A 20,350-nucleotide genomic window follows, 5' to 3' on the forward strand; every position below is an offset into this window, starting at 1 on the left:
GTAGCGACTGGATGGGGTTGGGGGAGGCAGGAATTGGGCCAAGTCCTGGGGGCGAACAGCCTCGGCATTCCTGGCCAGGGGTGAAATGATTTGAATCCGGCGCGCGCCTTCTAGACCCCGCCGGCTACATCTGTCACTTCATTAGGCCGAACTGGAAACTGCTGAAACACGGTTAAAAATGTGGGAGCGGGCTTGCTCGCGAAGTCGGTGTGTCAGTCAGCAAATTCTTCACTGATCCACCGCCTTCGCGAGCAAGCCAGCGGCCCCAGCCGGTGCATTGTCGGGTAACTATGCGCGCCCAAGCATTCGACAGGATTGCGTTAGAGAACGGGGCGACTGGTGACTTTCCCACAGGTTTTTCCGGATGGCGCGTCTGACGATTCGTTTTTTGTCGAACCTAGCTGAACGGACAGTTGTCAGGTTTTGGGCAGTCCAGCAGCATCTCTTGCGCGCCATTCAGGCGCAATCCCGACCCTTATGCAGCAACACCCTTGCGGTGTTCCAGCCCGCTTGGGCGCCAGAAAAGGACAGCACAATGGAACAAGCAGCGCCCCGGTTATATACCAATGAAGTGTCCCCAGAATTTCTCCAGACCCTCGACAAGTCGCACTTTACCGAGCAACGGCTTGCCGACTTCCATGAAGACGCCTTGGCGATCGTTAATCAACGACAGGCTTACATCAAAGCTCACCCTCCAGTTGCTATTTACCGCGTGGCAGCCGAGGGCAGCCAAACCCGTAACGGCGGTGTGATTCAACAAGCGACTACTGCCAGGGAGTTCAAGTTGGATAACGGCCAGCAAGTGCGCGCTGCGCAGAAAGGCGATTACGCCGTATATGCCGATGGCAGCAAGGCCCAAATCGTGACGGGTGCAGGGGAAGGCAATAGCCATGTTGCGCTGGTCGGCAGTCGTCTGAGCAACGGCGACGAAATTATCAATACGCCCCAAGGTGGCTGTGTGTTCATCGCCCGTGAAGGCGTGCTGCTGGCCGAGGATTTTCTGCCCGCTATCGAGCGCGTGGAGAAACACCAATGAACGAAGGTTTTTTCATTGGCAAAGGTGACAAAACCACCTGCGGCGGGGAGGTTCTGGATGGTGATCCCAGAGTCAACATAATGGGCCTGCTTCATGCCTGCGCAGGTGATCGGGTTACGTGTGGGGTGGACGGGAAAACGTATCGGATCGTCGGTGGCATTTCGCACATGGAAAGCCATGGCAGGCTGATGGCGGGCACGCTGGACAGCCGCAGTGACTGTCCCTGTAACGCTCGGTTGATTCCCACGGAGTTAACAGCCGGATACCAGAACGAAAGCGCTGCACCGCAAGTGGGCCGGCGAATGGCGGAACCTGCCCATCCAACGCTAACCAGCTCTTCCGTAGCGCCACGTCAATCGGCGTTTTCGGGTAATTCAGTCCCGCCAGTATTCAATAGCGCGGAGCTTCAGGAGCCTGGCTTCTATGTCGCGCCCCAAAGCATGACCCGCCAAGCACTGGAAGCTCTACTTTTCCCCGAGCGCGATTTGGCGGTGCTGAGCAAGTTTTGGGCGCTCAACCCTGACCTGAACGATGTTAAAGCCGGCTCGATGATCGTGCTGAGCGATCCGAAAAACACGTCCTGTACTTATCAGGAAGCGCAGTTGATGGAGGCTGCTCAGCAGGTCAAGGCGTCTTTGGATAGCTTGACGCCGGAAGAGGCGGATTTTCGATTTCGCTACGGTGCTGAAATTGCCAGCTATATCGGGTCCACCTCCACCTGGCTGGGCGTCAGCGCGGTGGTGATGGAAACGCATCTGAGCAATTTACGGGACACGCTCCAGGCCATGGAGCGTCTGCATCAGGAGAGCTATCGTCAGCATGGGCATCTTAAATCGCCGCAATTTTTCGCTGATCGTAAGCGGCTGATGGCCCAGTTGGATGCACATTTGCTTAACTCCACACGTTTGCGGGGCCAAACGAGCTTGGGCGATCATCCCAAGCTCAAAACTGCGCTCGGGATATCCAGCCGAAGCCTGGTGCACCATTGGGATAAGGCAGGTGGGCCGGGGCAGATTCCGGGGTATACCACGCATGTGGCGGCGACGAGTCGGGCGGCGAAGTATATGAAGGCGGGTGGTTATATCGGCATTGGTATTGGTGGGGTGTCTTCGTTGTTGGCGATTCAGGAGGTGTGTAGCGCAGAGTCAGGAGCCGCTTGCGAGAAGATCAAGTTTATTGAAGGTGGGAAGTTTGGATTGTCCACCGCTGGTGGTGGCGTGCTGGGAGGGGTAGCCGGTTCTGTCGGTGGTTCGGTCTGCACTGCACTTGGCTTTGCTACAGGTATTGGTGGTGTTGTCTGCGTTGCGGCCATAGTAGGGACCAGCGCATGGGTGGGTACGAAGTACGGTGGTATGGGGGGCGAATACATGGGGGAGAAGATTTACGAAGCTACACAACCATGACGAGTATCGACAATTGGAGTCCGTGGGTTGCGATATTTGCTACTGGCGGCCCAGGTCTGCTCGCGATTGTAAGTTTGGCTCACAGTCTTTACCTGAGTCACCGTCATCTGGACGCTATAAAGGAGGCCTTGAGAAACAGCCGTTATATTTACCTTTGGGGGCCGAGTTTGGGAAGGCGGGGGTTGATTTGGTCTGTCTACGAGATATCAAAAATCTCCGGGATGGTGGTGTGGCCGAAGGCGTATATCCGCATGGGCGATTTAAACCCTGTAGACCTTGAAAACTTCCCCCCGTACCTGAAGCGTCGGTTGTTCATCAATCTAACGATGATGAGTATTTCCTCAGTCGGGATCTTAGCTGCAGGCCTGTTAGTGCAGTACAGGTAGCGAGAAGAAGGACTAACTCGGGTAATCCGAACAATGGAAAGTTTCAAGAAATGAAGTCTAAAGCAAAAATCTGCAAAAGTTGTAAGGTGGTAAATAGTTCTTCATTAGTTAACGTAAAAAATGGACGCTGCTATACGTGCAGAAAAATAGCTCATGAGAAAATCCCCGATAATAAAATATCATTTTTAGTGCCGGTAACACTTGTCGCTATTTCTTTATATTTCATGATGTTATCAATCAACTCGATTTATTTTCAACACGCTATTATTTCCTATAGGGGGCGGGGGTACAGCGCATCATATGAATTTACAGGCATGGCAATTATCCTTCCTGTATTGTCATTTATAATGACCTTCATGGTTTCTTTAGCATTGGCTTTAGCCTGCTATGATAAGCGTCGTGAAAAAACAACATACATTAATGTAATAGCGGGAAGTCTTCTTTCTTGCTTTGCTTTTCAAATGGCTGCTATTTTTTTTGGCGAGAAAATAAATTAACGATCCTGAAAAAAATATGGAGTCAGACCACGATAGAAAATAGTGGAGCGTGATCGCACCCCAATCCACCTACACTGGCCATCCCAGGACGGTACGCAGAGCGCAACCTATGCCGATCAAACCCAATCAACGCTCCCCGGTGACGTTAGTCCGCGCTCAACAAGGCGACCTGGACGATCTTGTCGCCATCCGAATCGAAGCCATGCGCGAAAGTTTGGAACGTGTCGGGCGATTTGATCCGGTACGGGCGCGCGAGCGGTTTGTTAGCGGTTTTGAAGCCCACAACACCCATCACATCGAGGTGTCTGGAGAGAGGGTTGGCTTTGTAGTAGTCAGGCACCACACCACCGAGCTCGTGCTCGACCACTTCTACGTGAGACCGAGCGCGCAAGGTTCGGGGATCGGCTCTGCTGTGCTCGCTCAGATTTTCAAAGCTGCTGACGCGGTCGCACTCCCTATCAAAGTGGGAGCCCTCAAAGAAAGCGCTTCGAACCGTTTCTACACCCGCCATGGCTTCCAGTTCGTCGAAAGCACTGAGTTCGACAATTATTATGTCCGTCAGCACCTTACGGCGGGCAACACATCTTGCTCGCCAGGTGAAATGATTTGAATCCTGCGCGCTGCTTGTAGAGAATCCCCGCCTTTGGCTCGAAAGGATGCGTGCGATGAAGTTCGAAGGGACTTTCCAATACATAGGCAATCACGGGATCGTTTTCAACGTCTCGCAGATCACCCTCACCGACAGCGAACGCGGACGCCTGAGCGAGCTGCATTTTGGCGAGGCGAAAAGCGCCCACTATGAGGTCAACCGCAAGGTCGTCGAGGTGTACGACAAGATGCTGGCCAAGAACCTGCCGTGTCTGATGATGATCGGCATCTCCAAACCGCTGACCCGGCAACAGGGCGATACCCTCAATGCCCAACGCACCAAGATCGCTAACCTTGCGGCCTCGGCCTTCGCTGGCGCCACCGCTTATGTAGCCTCCCCCTACGTGGGTGTTCCTGTCGGGGCCGGTGTGCGCATGTATGTGAATGAAACCCTGCCCACCTATCATGCAGGCGACGTACTGGTCAGCATCGAGGCACAGGTCAACGGCGGTATCGGCCCGCAACGCAGCGCCTCGACGCTGATCATCAAGACCTGACTGGAGAAGCCCATGTCCGAAATTACCCAGTTGGTCATTGCCCTGGTGCTGTACTTTCTGTTGGATCGGTTTTTAAAGCCGTATCTGCTTCGCAAGTGGCTGGGGGTGTTGCTGGTAGCGGGTGGTGCGGTCGGCTGCGTTGCTGCAAGTCAGATCCACTTATTGGGGGTTGATCTGGGGTTGATGTCGATCTTTGCCGTTGCGCTGGGGGTGGGCTTGTTCCTGAAGCGGCGGCGGTTCGAGCCGATTGACTGACGAGAGGCAGGGTTTTCCGATCATTAGCCCCCCATTCACCTTGGTATTGCTCAACCCGGCCCCATAACTACCCCTGTATCCATCCAGGGGAAGAACACGCCATGACCAACCAAACTGAAACCGCCATCCTCGCCGGCGGCTGCTTCTGGGGCATGCAAGACCTGTTGCGACGCTACCCCGGCGTGCTGCAAACGCGCGTCGGCTACAGCGGCGGCGATGTGCCGAATGCCACCTACCGCAACCACGGCAACCATGCCGAAGCCATCGAGATCGTCTTCGACCCGGCGGTGATCAGCTACCGGCAGATCCTCGAGTTCTTTTTCCAGATCCACGACCCCAGCACGCCCAACCGCCAGGGCAACGACCTTGGCCCCGGCTACCGTTCGGCGATTTACTACCTCAGCGAACAGCAACGCGACGTGGCGCAAGACACCGCCGCGGATGTGGATGCCTCGGGGCTGTGGCCAGGCCGTGTAGTGACTGAAATCGAACCGGCGGGGCCGTTCTGGGAAGCAGAGCCGGAGCATCAGGATTACCTGGAGCGGATTCCCAACGGCTACACCTGCCACTTCATCCGGCCAAACTGGAAGCTGCCGAAACGCGGTTAAAAATGTGGGAGCGGGCTTGCTCGCGAAAGCAGTGTGTCAGTCAGCAAATTTTTTACTGACCCACCGCATTCGCGAGCAAGCCCGCTCCCACACTGTCCCCTCAACGCATCTGCAGAATAATCGGGCTGCTACTCGCCGGGCCCGTGTGCTCACGCAACTTGCCCACCGCCTTCGCATCCACCGCCCCGCCCTGATTGCCCCACGTACCGCGCACAAACGTCAGCACCTCGGCGATTTCCTGGTCCGACAACTGCTCGCGAAACGCCGGCATGCGATAAGCGTCCGCCACATTGGCCGCCACCACGCGCTGTGAGCCATTCAGCGTGATGTTGATCGCCGAGGCACTTTCCTTGATCAGCGCGGAGGTGGCGCCAGCCAGCGGCGGCATCCAGTCCGGTTGCCCTTTGCCTTCCAACCCGTGGCACGAGGCACAGCGGGTCACATAGGTATGGGCGCCCGGCGCATCCAGGCGTTCAGCGGCCGACACCGCCTGATACTGCCAGGCCGCACCATCACGCTGCTCGTCGCCCGGCAGCGACCTCAAGTACCGCGCAATCGCCGCCAGGTCAGCGTCATTCATAAACTGCGTGGAGTTGTTGAACGCCTCGGTCATCGACCCATAAACCACCGCATGTTTATTGCGACCGGTCTTCAGGAATTGCACCACCTCCGGCTCGCTCCAGCGCCCCAGGCCCGTGTTGTGATCGTCCCGCAGGCTCGGCGCGTACCAGCCATCCAGCAAGCCACCGGCCAGATACGGCTTGCCACTTTCATCCAGCGCCTTCTCGTTAAACGCCAAACCCCGAGGCGTGTGGCAACTGCCGCAATGCCCCGGCCCCTGCACGATGTAAGCGCCCCGGTTCCACAGCTCATCCTTCCCGGCCTTCGCGGTATAAGGCTTGCTGTCGGTAAACACGCCATTCCACAGCGCGATCGGCCAACGCATATTCAGCGGCCACGGGATCGAACTCGGCACATTGGCCTGCCGCACCGGCGCCACGCCCTTCATGAAGAACGCATACAGCGCCTTCACATCATCGTCGCTGAGCTTGGCATAAGACGGATACGGCATCGCCGGATACAGGCGACGCCCACCCGGCGCGACGCCGTGGCGAACCGCGCGGTCGAAGTCTGCGAGGCTGTAGCGGCCGATACCGGTTTCCGGGTCTGGCGTGACATTGGTCGCGTGGATCGAGCCCAGCGGCGTGGCCATCTCCAGGCCACCGGAAAAGGGCGCGCCGTTGGGCACGCTGTGGCACGCCACACAGTCGCTGAGCCGGGCGACGTACTCGCCTCGGGCGACCAGCGCCGGCTGCGTGGCGACAGGCTCGGCACCCAGCGACGAAGCAGGCTCGCGGGTGACATACCAGGCCAGCAGGCCTGCCGCGACCAGGCACGGCAGCGCCAGCCAGCCAGCGGTTCTTGCGAATCGACGGTTGTTCATAAGTGCTCAGGCCCCGGTCAGGTAAAGGAGTAGCGGCTTAACGGCATGCTGCGAATGCGCTGCCCCGTCAAGGCCGCCACGGCGTTGGCCACGGCGGGCGCCACGGCGGGCAGCGGTGGTTCACCAATGCCGCCCATTTTTTCCCCGCTCTCGATCACGCGCACATGCACCCGGGCCATCCGCGACGGTGGCAGCACCGGGTACAAATCGTAGTTACGCGCCCGAGGCAAGCCGTCCACATACACCGCTTCCTCCAACAGCACCTGGGACAAACCCAGCGACACCGCCCCATTCACCTGCGCCTCGACAATCGCCGGGTTGACGATGCTGCCCGGGTCGATCGCCTGCCAGATGTCATGCACCTTGACCTGCCCGTTCTCGATCGACACCTCGGCAATCACCGCCGTTTGCGTGCCGAACGGCGACGCCATCGCCACCCCACGCGCGCGTTTGCTGCCGTCTTCGGCAACAAACGGGCCGCGCTTCCAGCCACCCGACAACTCGCCCACCGCGTTCAGCAGCGTGGTCAGCCGCTGGTTATCCCGCAACAGATGCAGGCGCAACTCGAACGGATCTTTGCCGCCCTTGTCAGCGAGTTCATCCAGAAAGGCTTCATAGAAAAAGTCATTCAGCGAATTACCCACCGAACGCCAATAACCCAGCATCACCGGGCCCTTCACATAAATCTGCGCGATGCGCTTGTTGGGGATCGCATACGACTTCCCGGACAACCCCTCCAGCGCCGTAGGGTCGAGCTTCTCGCCCTGTTTGCCTGCCAGAGCCTCGGTCGGCCCCTCCGTGGCACTCACCGCTTCAATCGCCACCGGCCAGCCGTCACCGTCCAGCGCCCCACGGAACTTCACCGCAGCCACGGGCCGCAGCACGTCCCGCAGAAACTCTTCTTCACGGCTCCAGATCAACTTCACCGGGCGCCCGACCGCCTTGGCCAACTCAATGGCCTGCGGGTAAGGGCTGGCCGAGTCATACAGGAAATGCCGCCCGAAAAACCCACCCAACAACGGCGAATGCAGCGTGATCCGCTCCGGGGCCAAACCGGTGCGCTTGGCGATATCGGCCAGGAACATGTCCTGCGCCTGATTGGGCAACCAGATCTCCAGCGAACCGTCAGCATTGAACCGCGCCAGCGCCGAAGGCGGCTCCAGCTGGGCATGGTGCAGATACTGGTTGTGGTAAGTGGCCTCGATCTTGGTCTTGGCATTCGCCAGCGTACCGGCCACATCACCCTCGTTCTCATCATCCCGGGCCGGGCCGGTTTCAGCGGCCAGGCGCTTGAAATGCTCGTCGCTGGAAAAGTCCTTCGGCATCCCGCGCACTTTCGAATCCGCCGTCGGCTCCAGCCAGTCGACCTGAATCGACTCCACCGCACGCTTGGCATGCCACCACCGCTCAGCCACCACCGCCACCGCACCGGGCAGGCGATGCACCGAATGCACCCCCGGCATGGCCTTGACCTGGTCCTCATTGCGCAGGCTGTCCACCGTCATGCCCAACCGGGGCGCATGCTGCACTGCGGCGTGCAGCATGCCGTCCACCTTCATATCAATGCTGTACAGCGCCTTGCCGGTGGACTTGTCATACGCATCCAGACGCTTCACCGGCTTGCCGATCCAACGGAACTGGCTCGGGTCCCGCAGCTTCACACTGGCCACATCCGGCACCGGCAAATCCATCGCCCGCCCGGCCAACTCGCCATACGTGAGGGAGCGCCCGGACGCCGCGTGCACCACCTTGCCCGGCTCCGTCGACAACTCACCCACCGGCACCTTCAGCGCCTGCGCCCCGGCCTCCAGCAACATCGCCCGGGCCAGCGCGCCCAGCCGGCGCATCGTCGGGTAACTCATGCGCACCGACATACTGCCGCCGGTGATACGCATACCGTTCTCCATCACCACAAAGGCTTCGCCGGGCGGGGCGCACTCAACCAGGAACGTGGCCGGGTCGGCGTCCAACTCTTCGCCGACAATCTGCGCCATCGCCGTGAACGTGCCCTGGCCGCCTTCGATAAAGGGGCTGAGCAGGCGAATCGTGTTGTCCGGGCGAATTTCCAGAAAGGCCGGCACCTGCGTACCGCGCTCGCCAGCGGCAGCCGCAGTGGCCGCCTGCACCCGACCAGAACCCAGCGGCAGACCAAAGCCGATCACCAACGCACCCACGGCCGTACTGGCCAGGAAACGACGGCGGGACAGGTTCACGGGATCGGTCAAGCCCGCGACCAAGGGCAGGGCAGTAAGATCAATGCGAACGTTCATCAGGCCTCTCCCTTCGCAAGGTCATGCATCGCCGCATGAATGGCGTTATAGGTGCCACAGCGGCACAGATTGACCATCGCCGCGTCGATCTGCGCATCGCTCGGCTTGGGCGTGTGCTTGAGCAACGCCGTGGCCGCCATCACCTGGCCGGACTGGCAGTAACCGCATTGGGCGACCTGGAATTCGACCCAGGTGGCGACGACCCGTTTGCCGACATCATCCGACTCGATGGCCTCGATGGTGGTGATCTCCCGACCTACCACACCGGAGACGGGCGTGACGCACGAGCGCACCACGTTGCCGTCCACCAGCACCGAACACGCACCGCATTGCGCCAGGCCGCAGCCGTATTTGGTACCGGTCATGCCCAGGTTGTCGCGGATGACCCAGAGCAGGGGCGTGTCGGGTTCGGCGTCGACTTGGTGGGTCTGCTGGTTAATTCGTAATTCCATGGCTCACCCGCTGATCATCGGTTGGTGTTGCAATTTTTTTAGTATTTTTGGGCGGTGAAGTGGGGCTTCGCCGCTGGGCATCGTTGGCCCGTAGGGTTCGCGCGCGCGTGGTTTGAGTAGTGTAGCGGGCGCTTGGATTGACTCTAGACCGTAGGTCAGGGGGGCGCTATGCGGGGGGCGAAAGGTCGGAGGATTAGGCAAGTATTCGACAGGAATGCGTTAGGGGAGGGGGAGCGGTTGGTGGTTTTCGTTGGTTACTTTCCAGGCGCATGGTTTTTTACGAGACGAAGGGGATAGCGGATTTTGTCGGATAGCTATCTTTCACTAGCGGCTGGTTTAGAGCCAAAGCTGCCCTTCGCGAAAGACAGCAATCGGCCAAAAGCGGTCTGCAGCGATCATAAACGTTGCAAAGGTCAGGGCAAGCCGAGTGCGGCATCCGCAACCCCGCCCCTGACCATGGACGTTTACTTCCCATAAAGCCGCTGGGCAGAGTGAAGTGCTTTAGAAGCGTCCGCGTAGAAAGCTGCTTGCATCTCGTCCAAAGGATTTCCCAACCAAACTGGATTCAAGCCCCGTTTTCTTGCTTCATCCAACAGGGGCGAATACTGCTCAGTCATCAGATGGTAAAAAAGCATTGCACGTTCGACCCTCATTTCCATCCGGACGACAATTTCGCGTTCGTCCCTAATCCTTTGAGTCAGGTCTCGGAGTTTGTCCCATACCTCTTTGTCAGAGATAAAAGTATCCATCAGAATGTTTTCGACAAAAGTCAGGTCAGCGATTAACGCTCGCACGACATGGCCACCCAGCCGGCTCGCATAATAACCGCTGTTTAGGTCGGCTTTGCCATGCGATTTAGTGTGTATAAATCTTAGCTCGGTCAGGTCGGTCAGGACTTTCAGAGTATCGTCTTCCGAGAATCCGATAGATCGAATGTTGTCACGAATATCCGGCCCATCAATGTGCCCCCCTTCAGCATTGCTCTGTTTAACCAGTGCTGAAAGGATAAACATCCTAAGCAATCCGCCATTGGATTTGCCTAGCCGTGAGTCAAAAGGATTGCCAATTACGGAGAATTCTTCGCTGTATACAGACTGGTTGCCCAGCAGGATAGAGCGGAACGCCTCCTGTTTCGGCAGCACATATGTGTTTTTATTTTTATGGCTTTGAAGAGCCTTTGCTGGATCCGTATATCCTTTTGCTAGGAATTCCCTGGTCATCCGAAGGGCTAGGCGCACATCGTGGTTGGCAAGAACGTCAATACGCTCGCCAATTTCAGTTCCCAGCACTGAAGATTTGACGATATCAATGAAGACCGACAAGTCCTCGACTTTGAAATTCACGCCCCCGTGGGTAGTAAAGCTCCCGCTTTTTCCAGTCAGCATTTGGCCGGTCATGAAAAAGCGACGACTTAATACTGCTGGTATTTCAGGCGGCTCAATATGCAAAGGGTCAAAATCAAAAGCATCAAAGGTCGAAGATCCCCTATGCGCTACGTAGGTAGATTCGCGCATGGAGATAATAAGGTTGAGGGACAATCGTCCTGCGATGGCCATGGCATCGGAAAAAATTCTTGACTGCGTACTGTCATCTTCGAACTGGTCGACGTTGTCAATCACCAGGAAGATTGGCGCATGCTTCGCGCCATGCTCAATCATCTTGTCCACGTAGGGCTGTTTGGCGCTGTAATCGTTGAGAATCAGCTCCGTTATTTTTTTATCGAACTCAGTTTGGTTTTGAGCGATAAGAAACATAGGCCCTGATTGGAGCGCTTCAATCTCTTCGCGATAGGCGGGTCTGATGGCGCGCTGAAAATCCTTGAAATATGTGTCATTACTCAGATAGGTGAACAGATGCGCGTAAATGAATTCCAGCGGATTCTCACTGCGCGAAAAATTTCGGAAATCGATATCAATCCAGTGTGGGTAGGGCGCCGCCTGATTTTTTTCAAAGTATGCTGCGGAAGCAACCTTGCGCGTGTATTGGAGAAAGGTTGTTTTGCCTGTGCCCACTGTACCCAAAATCAAAATCGCCAACGGCCGTCGCGACGCAGAAGCGGAGCTTATCGAGTCTGCCAGAGAGGAGGAATCCTTCTTTCGCATCGGCTTTTTGGGCTGAGTCGAGAAGAGGGGCTCTCTGCGCTGCAAGTGCATCCTGATACGGCTATCGAATTTTTGCCGGTCGGCATTTTTCACATAGCACTTTTCGAGGAGTGAGCTCTCAGCACCTACGATTGAGTCTGAGAATGCGCTAATGACCTCGTTTTCAATCAACGGATAAATGGGGTTATGTCGTTTTACGGTTGAGCCTTTGAAGAACTTGTTGAGGCGCCGTTCTTCAAACTGGTCAGTAGTTCGACCTATAAGCTCGATGGCGAGATTGCCTTCAACCACAGCCGTTCGTGATAGCAGGTCTACGAAATGCTCCAATTCTTCCCCAAGGATTCGACTCAGTGAGTCGAATACGATTGCATAAGAATCTGAGAAAGAAACGGCATCTGTACGGACTGCCGGGAAAATGATCCATTGCGCACCATTGGTGACAACGGCGAAAGGAATAGACTTTTTCCTACAGTAGTCCCGAGCTTGGACGATTGCTGCGCCGGTATCTCCTTCCATGATGCGGCCCGTGAGCTTGACTCGCTTCTGGGTGGGCACAACGTCGAAGCTGCGCCCGATACGCTTAGCTTCTATGAGCAACGCCACATCTGCGGTTCGAATGATGTAGTCGGCATACGTCGTACCGCCATCTTCGGAGACCCTCTCCTCGTAAGAGATGTCGGTGTCGTCCCACTCCAACACGTCTTCCACGATTCTATCGATCAGCTTTTTGCGTGTTTCCGCTTCGTTGGCGTTGTGCAGTACCAACTTTGCATGTGTGGTCAACAATTCGCTGGCAATGCTTTCGATCCCGTTCACCATCCCACTCTCCTTTACTGCCGATCCGTCGACGGCTGAGTAGCCTCATCACAGTTCTTGCGGGAGCATCGCCATCACACTAATGACGAGTCATCCTAGTCCTCACTTGCTTTGCGGTAAAGGCGGCGTGTGTTGGTTCGCCTCTAGTTCTCAAGACAAAGAAATGACTGCTTCGGGTCGGTTCCGGTCTTTCGCGACCGTCTACAATCGACCCATAGCGATCGTTCGCGGTAGATCGCATGGAACTAAAGAGCCTAGGGCGAGACGAGCGGTAACCACAGGTGAGGCGGCAGTGGTAGCGCTGCAAACGCCGGAGCAACCGGCGTGCGTATTCGGCACGAATGCGTGCTTTTTGATGTAGAGTTTGGTATTGCTTCGGCATTTGCCATGCGATCACGGCAATTTGTAATTTAGAGGATAGTTGGATGGCTTCGGAACAGTTGGCTCAATTTATGAGTTTTGTGAGTGGTGGTGCAATACTTTTGCTCGCACAGTATTACTTAACTAGCTACTCAAGAGAGAAAGGGAGAAATCTAGCCACCAAGGAAGACATTGAAGCAATTACCGAGAAGATCGAATCAGTCAAAGGTGAACATGCCAAGCAGTTTGAGAATTACAAACTTACAATATGGCAAGAGCAACAAGCGCACCTTTGGGCACGTGAAGAATCAAAATTAAAAATTGAAACATTCAAAAAATCTGTAACAGACGTAGCGAAGGTTATAAATTTAGTTAAAAAATATCAAATGCTGATTTCTGAGCGGGAGTTAGCGCTTGCTGCGGCCGGCATCACGAAAGATGAAGAAAATAGGGTCGAGCACGAAATGTATTGGGATAAGCACCAAGAGTATATGGAACAAGCACACTCAGCTTACGCAGACTTCCGAGAAGTTACGGCTGAAATGAGCGGACTTTTTGCGCTATTTTCGATTTACTTTAACTTTGAACTTACAAACTCATTAACCACAATTGTGCGTCTCGCCTACAGCGAGGTGGAAATGAAAATGAGTCGCGCAAAGTTTTCCGAACTTTTAAAAAATGAATACGCAAAGTCTTCCAGCCTGGAAACGGCACGTGAGGCCGTCGGTGTTTGTTATGATGGAATTTGTGCGCAGTCGTCGTTACCCACCGAATCTCAGCGTTTTTTTGATCTATTGAAAATGTATGTCAATTCAGAGTCCGGCGGTGCCCCTGCACGCGAGGAAACTAGCAACAGTTAAAGGTGTGCGGCTTAGCATCTTGGCGCCATAAGGTCGACGCCAAAATGTATAGACTTATGATTTTTAGGCAAATTACTACCAAAATACTGGCATAGAATTTGACGTAACCACTGTTATTCCACTTTTTTCACCATTGCACTTTCCGCAAAGTATTTGCAAATTGGTAGGGTCATTCACCCCTTTAAGTGCGATAGGAACGATATGGTCAATAGCCAGTTTTCCATAGGTATGAAACAAAGATGTTAAATCCGCCTTACAAATTGCACATAGACCTTTTTCTCTACAAAATAACGCCCGTTCTAGCCATTTCGGCCAGTACTTGCATCGAGGCGTTCGCTCTTCCAGGCTATCAGCTATCCTGAGATTAAAAGCCTTCATTGCTTCACGATCAGCAAAAAGCAATGTAAATACCTCTGTCACCAATAGAGAAGAGAGGCCGTTCATAGCGATATCTTCTAAATAAGCACTAAGGTACTGAAATTTCACCTTATCCATAAGATCATTTGTGACTGCTACCGTTTCTCCCGTCTCATCGTCGCGATATTGTTCCGCTACATATTCCTCTAATGTCATATAGTGAATGCCATGCGAATCCAGCATGGCAAATACAGGAGTTACATCTTCATACTCCCATCCACCGCTGCCAAAATAAAAACTCAGGTCTTCACGAATTACATAATCAATGTAATCGTGTAAAATGGTTCTCTGTTGAGGTTTCGCAGCTTGCACTTCCAAATCATTGGCAACATCTAACGGATCAACCGGAAAGTCATTTTCAAAAATTGCTTTTCGCACCTTGTCAGCATATGCGTACGACTCAGAAAAATTAAAAGCATGACAAACTGTTAAATATCCACTCATGTACTTACCATTTTGTAGTAGATGCTTATTTTGCACGTACAATAGTTTCTTATTTGCAGTATGTCTACACTATCAATCTGAATCGCCCCGGGTTTCTTAGATAGCGAGCGGCTGCTTTTGGCCGAAACCAGCCCTTTAATTCCCATACCGGTCTACCATGCCACCCCCGGCAGTGGTTCCACGCGCTACCGACCTCAATCTCAGGGTATCGCCCATGACCTCGTTCACCCGCTCCACCCCATCCCGCACCCCATCCGAGGCATCCCAATGAGCATCGACCAAATCAGCCTCCCAAAAGGCGTAGGCCCTCAGGCTATCAAACTGCTCGACGCCATCACTGGTGCTGATACAAAAGAAGACCTCAACCGCGCAGGCGGCAAGGCGGAAGGTTTTGTATTGGGGCTTGAAAGTGCCAAGGCCATCAAAAGCCAAATCGCCGAGTCGTTGTATGTGGCATACGACGACGCGGCGAGTTATCGGTTGGGTGAGTTGAAGGGCTAGTCCCGCAGGACCGCGTTCGGCTTTATGCCCGAGGTGTTTCGCGATCCATCAGTTTGCCGATCAGCAGCACGCTCAATTCGCTCAGTTGGTGAATGGCCAATGCCACGTCGCGGTCTTTGCCGGTCAGTTCGTCGGACAGGTCGAGCAGCAGGGCGCTGACGGAGGAAACGGTTTCGTAGCTGTTGGTGATCAGGATTTCGTTGCTGACGCCGGAGGTGACGCTGAAAAGGGCGGTCGTCTCTGGGACGGTATCGGTGTCGGTGGCGGGATTCAGGTAGTGATCAAGCGCGCGCTGGGCGGCCTGTTGGAGTTTTAGATCCGGTTTTTTCGGAGGATTCGGGGTTACTTTGAACATTCACGCAATTCCTGACTTGGGGCTGACCCCCTTTCGCTACTAAACGAAAAGGGTGGCAGCTGCACGCAGGTTAGTAGACCGGGGAATTACGCAAAGCCGGCGCGCCCGAAGGCGCCCTACGCACAGCCACCATCAAGCACAGACAGGAACGTCTGACAGATGAAGCTCATGCACTAAGCGCAATTCAACTAAGGGCTACTAAACCCGATCACTGAGTTTTCAGCGACCGAGCAACCTTAGAGATGACCACCCAGGTGCACAAGCCGGCGGATTCTGACGCAAGCGTAGGCAATGGAGCAAGGTGCTGCGGTCAATGCAACGGCTCCTTTACCTCACAAAAGGAACCACCAGCCGATACGCCCTCAACCCCAAATCACTCAAACCCTCCAGGCTCTCTCCCTGGCCAGGCATGAGCAGGCTGATCCCCAAATAATGCTCCAGGTGCAGGGTGAGGGTCTGGCCTTCAACGAGCAAATCCCAATAGCGCTGATCAAGCCCGTCAGCCTTTACGGCCCATTCACCGTTCAAACCGTGCTCCAGCGTTTCGGCGATGGCCGCGAACAATTGCCAGTCGGACGTTTCCGAAATCTGTATTTCCATAAGGGATCATCGAGAGGGTGAAAGGGCGTGTTTCGCCGTGAGATGCTTGTCGTAGAATGTGACAGAACCTGCGCAGCTTTCAAAGGAATGAACCCCTCGCAAGCCACGCCCCGCCGCAAGGAAGCCTGTTTATGAATATTCACCGCTGGATGCCTCTGTTCCTGGGCTGCCTGTTGCCGCAACTGTGCATGGCCAACACCCCGCACATCGACCCCCACGCAGAGAGCCTCTATCAGCAGGCGGTGCCGTATCTACAACAAGCAGACGCCAAGCTGGAAGCGGTGCCTGCTAACTTTCCCACCGCCAGCGCAGACGAGAAAAAGCGTTCCCAAGTGCTGGTGGAGGAAGCGGGCGAGTTGCTCAAGCCGGCGATCAAGCTGCTTGAACAAGCTGCCGCGCTGGACCACCCGGTGGCCCAGCATCGCCTCGCGATGATCTACGTGATGTTCTACCCGGTCGACCAGATCAAGGAAAAGGCCTGCCCGTTGCTCCAAAGCAGCTTCCTACAAGGCTTTGCACCACCAGCACTGCAGCTTTCCTCCTTTTGCTATGAATTTACGGACACGCCTGAATTCCAGAAAACGCTGAAGGCCATTGCCACCAGCGCGCCCGCGTATGAGCAGTATTTCCCGCAGCCCGCGGTGAAGCTTGAGTGCAGGGCCGAGATGCCCCAGGGCATGGCGTTGCAGTGGGGCAGCAGTCGGGATTTTCAGGCTGAAATGTACCGGCTGCTGGGGGACAGTAACCGTGCGCAGCGTACGGAGTATTACCAGCAGGCGATCGCGATCAATGATTGCTACAAGGCGAAAAAGCGCTTGGGGTTAAGCCAGTAACCGGGTGGGTATGAATAACGGTTAAGGAGAAAGGCATGGCGGGTGGCGAGATTGGGTGTGGTTCGTTTCAGGGCAGCGACAAGTCGGGGTCGGCCTTTGAGGCGGTGTTGGACGCGCTTCCGTTGCAGGCACGGGACTGGGTCGAGGCGGCCAGGCAGCAACTCGATTCGGCTGACTTTGTGCTGTTGGAGGTTGATCATGCGCAGGGCCTGCTTCCCTTTTTGAAGGACTACCAAACACGCTTGATCGCCGAGATCGGGCACGATGATTGGGAGCGGGCCGCGCGGGATGAAGCGGCGTCGCTTGATGATGTGGCTGCCAAGTGGGGAGCGGGCAAGGGCTGGCGACTTTATTGCGTGCGGGATCTGGTCCGTGCTTGTGAGCAGTCGGCGGTGGAGCAGCAGCCTGTTTATATCGCGTTCAGCTAGCGCATCTGTGCCGGAGCACGGAGGAAAGAAAAATACACTTTTTGCTTCGCAGGCCGTCCAACCCTGAAACCGCCGTCATGGCTTTCATCTCCAGGCAGCTGCTCTCAGCTAAGGATCGATTATGGTGACGTTGTTTATTTTTCTTCTGGCCTGCGGTGCTGCTGCGAGCACCGGCATCCTTTTCCAACCGGGCGCCTGGTACGAGTCCCTCGTCAAACCCAGTTTCACCCCTCCCAACTGGCTGTTCCCGGTCGCCTGGTCGATCATCTACCTGCTGCTGGCTTGGGCTGGCTATCGCTTGACGCTGATCCCTGGCAGCGAAATCGTGCTGGCTTTGTGGGCCGCGCAGATCGCGCTCAATACGCTATGGACGCCCGTATTTTTCGGCGCCCACCGGATTTTCGCCGGGATGGTGATCCTCACGCTGCTGTGGCTGGTGGTCGCGGCCATGGTGCTGCTGACTGTGCGGCTGGACCTGATCACCGGGCTCATTCTGTTCCCCTACCTGGTGTGGCTAAGCATTGCGGCTGCGTTGAATTTCTCCATCCTGCGCAATAACCGCTGAGCCTGGCGACGTAGGGAGAGGGCGGAAACATCATTGCCATGATGCCCACGCACACTGGCCAAGGTGAACACGCTTAGTGCTGATTTCAGAAGGGTGCCATCTCTTTTAGAGATAGAGGAAATATAGGTTGGGAACTCATACGCTGTGGCCTGCTGAAGAACATGAACTGGCGCAAATGCAGCGCTTCAACCAAAGGCTCGCCTGGTTGCCGCGCTTTCGCATCCGCAACCGCGTGACGCCCCGGGTGATCCAGGCACTGTTGCGCTCCAGCCAGATGGTGGTGGGGAATAAGTTGCTCAAGCATGGCCTTCAGGCAGAAAGCCTGCGGGTGGGGTCGGTGCCGCTGCGCATCATCCGCCCGAAGGGCAAGGTCAAGGGCGTGGTGCTGGACATTCATGGCGGCGGCTGGGTGATCGGCAATGCGCAGATGAATGACGACCTCAACGTGGCCATGGTGAACGCGTGCGACGTGGCGGTGGTGTCGGTGGATTACCGGCTGGCGGTTAACACGCCGGTTGAAGGGATTCTGGAAGACTGCCTGGCGGCGGCGCGCTGGTTGCTGGAGGATTGTGAGGAGTTTGCCGGCCTGCCGGTGATCGTCGTGGGTGAGTCTGCCGGTGGGCATCTGGCGGCGGCGACGTTGCTGGCGCTGAAGCAATCGCCCGAGTTGCTGGCGCGGGTGAGCGGGGCGGTGCTGTATTACGGCGTTTACGATTTGACCGGCACCCCAAGCGTGCGCGCGGCGGGGCCGGAAACGCTGTTGCTGGATGGGCCCGGGATGGTTGAGGCGCTACGCTTGCTGACGCCGGGGTTGAGCGATGAGCAGCGTCGGCAGCCGTCGTTGTCACCGCTGTATGGCGACCTTGCGGGGCTGCCGCCAGCGCTGATGTTTGTGGGGGAGTTGGACCCGTTGCTGGACGACACGCTGCACATGGCTGAGCGGTGGGCGGGGTCTGAGGTGTTTCTGTTACCGCAGGCGGCCCATGGGTTTATTCATTTCCCTACGGCGATGTCCAGTCGCGTGCTGGCTTACAGCCGCGAGTGGATAACGGCTCGTGTCGAGGTTTAGAGGGGGGACACCGAGGGGCAAACCTTTGCCTGGTTGCTTTTAACAGGCTCATGACTTACTTCGCCTGTGGTTCCATGCTTGACGATCTTGTAAATCGCGACAGTGCACAGCTCTGAGGTTGCCTCATAGTCGGCGCCGGCTTCCGGCACAAAGTAAACGCTGTAGAAGCACTGATGCCTTCTGTCAGCACCTGAGTACACCACCGTCAGTGGCGTGTCCGGTTGCACATACACTTCGGCGCTGTTTTTTACACCCTCGCCACCCGCAATTCCCAGGCGTTTGTCATTGTGGGTTTGATCATTCAACGGGCCAGTGCCCCTTGAGTTAACCATGCCAGTACCCGGTAAATCCCAGTTGATGCAAGTGCTGCCAGGTACTAACCGGACCATCTGGTCAGTGATCACCCGGAGTCTGCTGGTGGTCGGGTTTTGCGGCTCGTGATACGCCGTGGTGAAGGATTTGAGGGCGTCCATGGTAGAGCACCCGCAAAACAGTGGCAGTGCTAAAAGGGCCAGGAATTTAACGGCTTTCAATCGACTCGCTCCATGCTGAGTGTTCGTTGGTCTCTCTGGGATCCTTGCAAGCAAGAGCGTCCCGAAGGAAAATCATCCGGTTTATATAACAAGGTCACATGGAACAGTGAACATAAAAATAGTAGTCATCGCTTCGCTGGGGCTGTTATCGCTCCTTCAACCATCACTGTCCGTTGCGGAAAATGTGAATGGGAAAAACATCTACTTGCAGAGATGTGGCATGTGTCATGGGGCCGATATCAAAGGCACGGGGCCATTGGCGAATAAAAGCGATCCGCCTACGCCTGACCTTACAACGCCCGCTTTCAAGAAACGCCTGAATGAGTATCCGGGCGTTATTGTGTCGTCCGTCATTCTTCGTCCAAATGGCGACCTGATTCCAAGAACGTTGCGGGAGAACGGTGTGAAGTTGTCGCCGTTCACCTGGAAAGTTCAGGACTTCCGCGACTTGAATCAGTACATGAGTGGTGTGATTTCAAAAAGTCGATGATGTTGCTCGTTCCCACGCGGAGTGAACGAGCAAATCACCACAGCAACGCTTCAACTTCTTCGTATCTCGAAGCCACTCTGAGGAAAGCTTCCCCCCAGCCGCTGCTAAGGCTGACTTCTTGCAGCGGCCCAGTTGGCGCAAACAGCACACTCACACTCATCTTTTCGGGTAACGCACCTGCGTTGAGCATGTTGATCATGCCGAATAACTCTCCTTTTGCATGGGCTTCGTCGTCCCACCTCGACCAACAGAAGTCATTGTCTGGAAGCGAAATCAGCTCAATAGCGGCTTCCAGCACAAGGATGAGGCCGTCAACCGGGAAGTTATGATCTACCCCTTCATGAATCAGTTTCCGCGCACGTTCCAATTCCATTGGGCGGTTTCCTTCTAGTTGGATGGACGCGGGAGCGACGCGATCATCTGGTCAAAGGCGCTCAACGCATAGCGCCTCGGCGGCATTCCCACGCGGAGCGTGGGAACG

General features: G+C 55.7%; 23 protein-coding genes. 14 read left to right on the forward strand and 9 right to left on the reverse strand.

The features are described 5' to 3' along the window. Positions 1-364 precede the first annotated feature (364 nt). The 7 genes from CEC48_RS03435 (at position 365) to msrA (ending at position 5,330) form a co-directional block, all read left to right on the forward strand. Positions 365-1,036: a hypothetical protein gene (locus CEC48_RS03435; RefSeq protein WP_256579659.1), complete on the forward strand. Its 672-nt coding sequence runs from the start codon at positions 365-367 to the stop codon at positions 1,034-1,036. After that, the gene (locus CEC48_RS03440) at positions 1,033-2,439 is read left to right on the forward strand and encodes a PAAR domain-containing protein (RefSeq protein ID WP_088422476.1); all 1,407 of its coding nucleotides are present in this window, start codon (positions 1,033-1,035) and stop codon (positions 2,437-2,439) included. Before CEC48_RS03435 ends, CEC48_RS03440 begins: the two co-directional genes overlap by 4 nt. A gap of 436 nt (positions 2,440-2,875) precedes the next feature. Next, the gene (locus tag CEC48_RS30850; RefSeq protein WP_141099644.1) at positions 2,876-3,322 is read left to right on the forward strand and encodes a hypothetical protein; all 447 of its coding nucleotides are present in this window, start codon (positions 2,876-2,878) and stop codon (positions 3,320-3,322) included. Between the two features lie 109 nt (positions 3,323-3,431). Then, entirely contained in the window at positions 3,432-3,932 is a 501-nt protein-coding gene (locus tag CEC48_RS03450) for a GNAT family N-acetyltransferase (protein ID WP_088422478.1), read from the forward strand. A gap of 55 nt (positions 3,933-3,987) precedes the next feature. After that, a complete protein-coding gene (locus CEC48_RS03455; protein ID WP_088422479.1) occupies positions 3,988-4,467 on the forward strand; it encodes a hypothetical protein in 480 nt (159 codons plus the stop codon). A 12-nt stretch (positions 4,468-4,479) separates the two neighbouring features. Next, entirely contained in the window at positions 4,480-4,722 is a 243-nt protein-coding gene (locus CEC48_RS03460) for a hypothetical protein (RefSeq protein ID WP_088422480.1), read from the forward strand. 101 nt (positions 4,723-4,823) lie between these two features. Then, the gene (gene msrA / locus CEC48_RS03465) at positions 4,824-5,330 is read left to right on the forward strand and encodes a peptide-methionine (S)-S-oxide reductase MsrA (RefSeq protein WP_088422481.1); all 507 of its coding nucleotides are present in this window, start codon (positions 4,824-4,826) and stop codon (positions 5,328-5,330) included. Positions 5,331-5,430: 100 nt separating this feature from the next. Here msrA and CEC48_RS03470 read toward each other — a convergent pair whose 3' ends face one another. From CEC48_RS03470 to CEC48_RS03485, 4 genes are all read right to left on the reverse strand, one after another. Next, positions 5,431-6,774: a cytochrome c gene (locus tag CEC48_RS03470; RefSeq protein WP_088422482.1), complete on the reverse strand. Its 1,344-nt coding sequence runs from the start codon at positions 6,772-6,774 to the stop codon at positions 5,431-5,433. A 17-nt stretch (positions 6,775-6,791) separates the two neighbouring features. Further along, positions 6,792-9,044, reverse strand: a complete 2,253-nt coding sequence (locus tag CEC48_RS03475; RefSeq protein WP_088422483.1) for a molybdopterin cofactor-binding domain-containing protein — start codon at positions 9,042-9,044, stop codon at positions 6,792-6,794. Next, entirely contained in the window at positions 9,044-9,496 is a 453-nt protein-coding gene (locus CEC48_RS03480) for a (2Fe-2S)-binding protein (protein ID WP_088422484.1), read from the reverse strand. The genes CEC48_RS03475 and CEC48_RS03480 overlap by 1 nt, the downstream gene beginning before the upstream one ends. A gap of 464 nt (positions 9,497-9,960) precedes the next feature. Further along, entirely contained in the window at positions 9,961-12,417 is a 2,457-nt protein-coding gene (locus CEC48_RS03485) for a P-loop NTPase fold protein (protein ID WP_256579660.1), read from the reverse strand. Positions 12,418-12,839: 422 nt separating this feature from the next. On the opposite strand from CEC48_RS03485, the gene CEC48_RS03490 reads away from it, so the two are divergent. Continuing rightward, the gene (locus CEC48_RS03490) at positions 12,840-13,634 is read left to right on the forward strand and encodes a hypothetical protein (RefSeq protein ID WP_088422485.1); all 795 of its coding nucleotides are present in this window, start codon (positions 12,840-12,842) and stop codon (positions 13,632-13,634) included. A gap of 75 nt (positions 13,635-13,709) precedes the next feature. Here CEC48_RS03490 and CEC48_RS03495 read toward each other — a convergent pair whose 3' ends face one another. Next, positions 13,710-14,495, reverse strand: a complete 786-nt coding sequence (locus CEC48_RS03495) for an HNH endonuclease (protein ID WP_088422486.1) — start codon at positions 14,493-14,495, stop codon at positions 13,710-13,712. Between the two features lie 267 nt (positions 14,496-14,762). On the opposite strand from CEC48_RS03495, the gene CEC48_RS03500 reads away from it, so the two are divergent. After that, a complete protein-coding gene (locus CEC48_RS03500; protein WP_088422487.1) occupies positions 14,763-14,996 on the forward strand; it encodes a hypothetical protein in 234 nt (77 codons plus the stop codon). A gap of 22 nt (positions 14,997-15,018) precedes the next feature. Here CEC48_RS03500 and CEC48_RS03505 read toward each other — a convergent pair whose 3' ends face one another. Together CEC48_RS03505 and CEC48_RS03510 are read right to left on the reverse strand one after the other, a co-directional pair. Then, positions 15,019-15,351 carry a DUF6124 family protein gene (locus tag CEC48_RS03505; RefSeq protein ID WP_088422488.1) on the reverse strand — a complete coding sequence of 111 codons (333 nt, stop codon included), beginning with the start codon at positions 15,349-15,351 and terminating at the stop codon, positions 15,019-15,021. Between the two features lie 327 nt (positions 15,352-15,678). Continuing rightward, positions 15,679-15,951 carry a DUF3630 family protein gene (locus CEC48_RS03510; RefSeq protein ID WP_088422489.1) on the reverse strand — a complete coding sequence of 91 codons (273 nt, stop codon included), beginning with the start codon at positions 15,949-15,951 and terminating at the stop codon, positions 15,679-15,681. A gap of 131 nt (positions 15,952-16,082) precedes the next feature. Between CEC48_RS03510 and CEC48_RS03515 the strand changes: the two genes are divergently transcribed. The 4 genes from CEC48_RS03515 to CEC48_RS03530 all read left to right on the forward strand — a co-directional run bounded on the left by CEC48_RS03515 (position 16,083) and on the right by CEC48_RS03530 (position 18,846). After that, entirely contained in the window at positions 16,083-16,784 is a 702-nt protein-coding gene (locus CEC48_RS03515) for a hypothetical protein (protein ID WP_088422490.1), read from the forward strand. A 35-nt stretch (positions 16,785-16,819) separates the two neighbouring features. Then, complete coding sequence (locus CEC48_RS03520; RefSeq protein WP_088422491.1) at positions 16,820-17,212, forward strand: hypothetical protein; 393 nt, start codon at positions 16,820-16,822, stop codon at positions 17,210-17,212. A 124-nt stretch (positions 17,213-17,336) separates the two neighbouring features. Next, positions 17,337-17,777 carry a TspO/MBR family protein gene (locus tag CEC48_RS03525; protein WP_088422633.1) on the forward strand — a complete coding sequence of 147 codons (441 nt, stop codon included), beginning with the start codon at positions 17,337-17,339 and terminating at the stop codon, positions 17,775-17,777. Between the two features lie 175 nt (positions 17,778-17,952). Next, positions 17,953-18,846 (forward strand): alpha/beta hydrolase, encoded by an 894-nt coding sequence (locus CEC48_RS03530; RefSeq protein WP_088422492.1) that lies wholly within the window; start codon positions 17,953-17,955, stop codon positions 18,844-18,846. On the opposite strand, the gene CEC48_RS03535 is transcribed toward CEC48_RS03530, so the two are convergent. Further along, complete coding sequence (locus CEC48_RS03535; protein ID WP_141099645.1) at positions 18,843-19,319, reverse strand: hypothetical protein; 477 nt, start codon at positions 19,317-19,319, stop codon at positions 18,843-18,845. The genes CEC48_RS03530 and CEC48_RS03535 overlap by 4 nt on opposite strands. A gap of 172 nt (positions 19,320-19,491) precedes the next feature. On the opposite strand from CEC48_RS03535, the gene CEC48_RS03540 reads away from it, so the two are divergent. Continuing rightward, on the forward strand, positions 19,492-19,869 hold the full coding sequence (locus tag CEC48_RS03540) for a c-type cytochrome (protein WP_088422634.1): 378 nt from the start codon (positions 19,492-19,494) through the stop codon (positions 19,867-19,869). A gap of 34 nt (positions 19,870-19,903) precedes the next feature. Here CEC48_RS03540 and CEC48_RS03545 read toward each other — a convergent pair whose 3' ends face one another. Then, positions 19,904-20,242: a hypothetical protein gene (locus CEC48_RS03545; protein WP_088422494.1), complete on the reverse strand. Its 339-nt coding sequence runs from the start codon at positions 20,240-20,242 to the stop codon at positions 19,904-19,906. Between the last annotated feature and the right edge of the window lie 108 nt (positions 20,243-20,350).

Origin of the sequence: Pseudomonas sp. K2I15 (genome assembly GCF_002204795.1) — a bacterium.
GTDB lineage: Bacteria > Pseudomonadota > Gammaproteobacteria > Pseudomonadales > Pseudomonadaceae > Aquipseudomonas.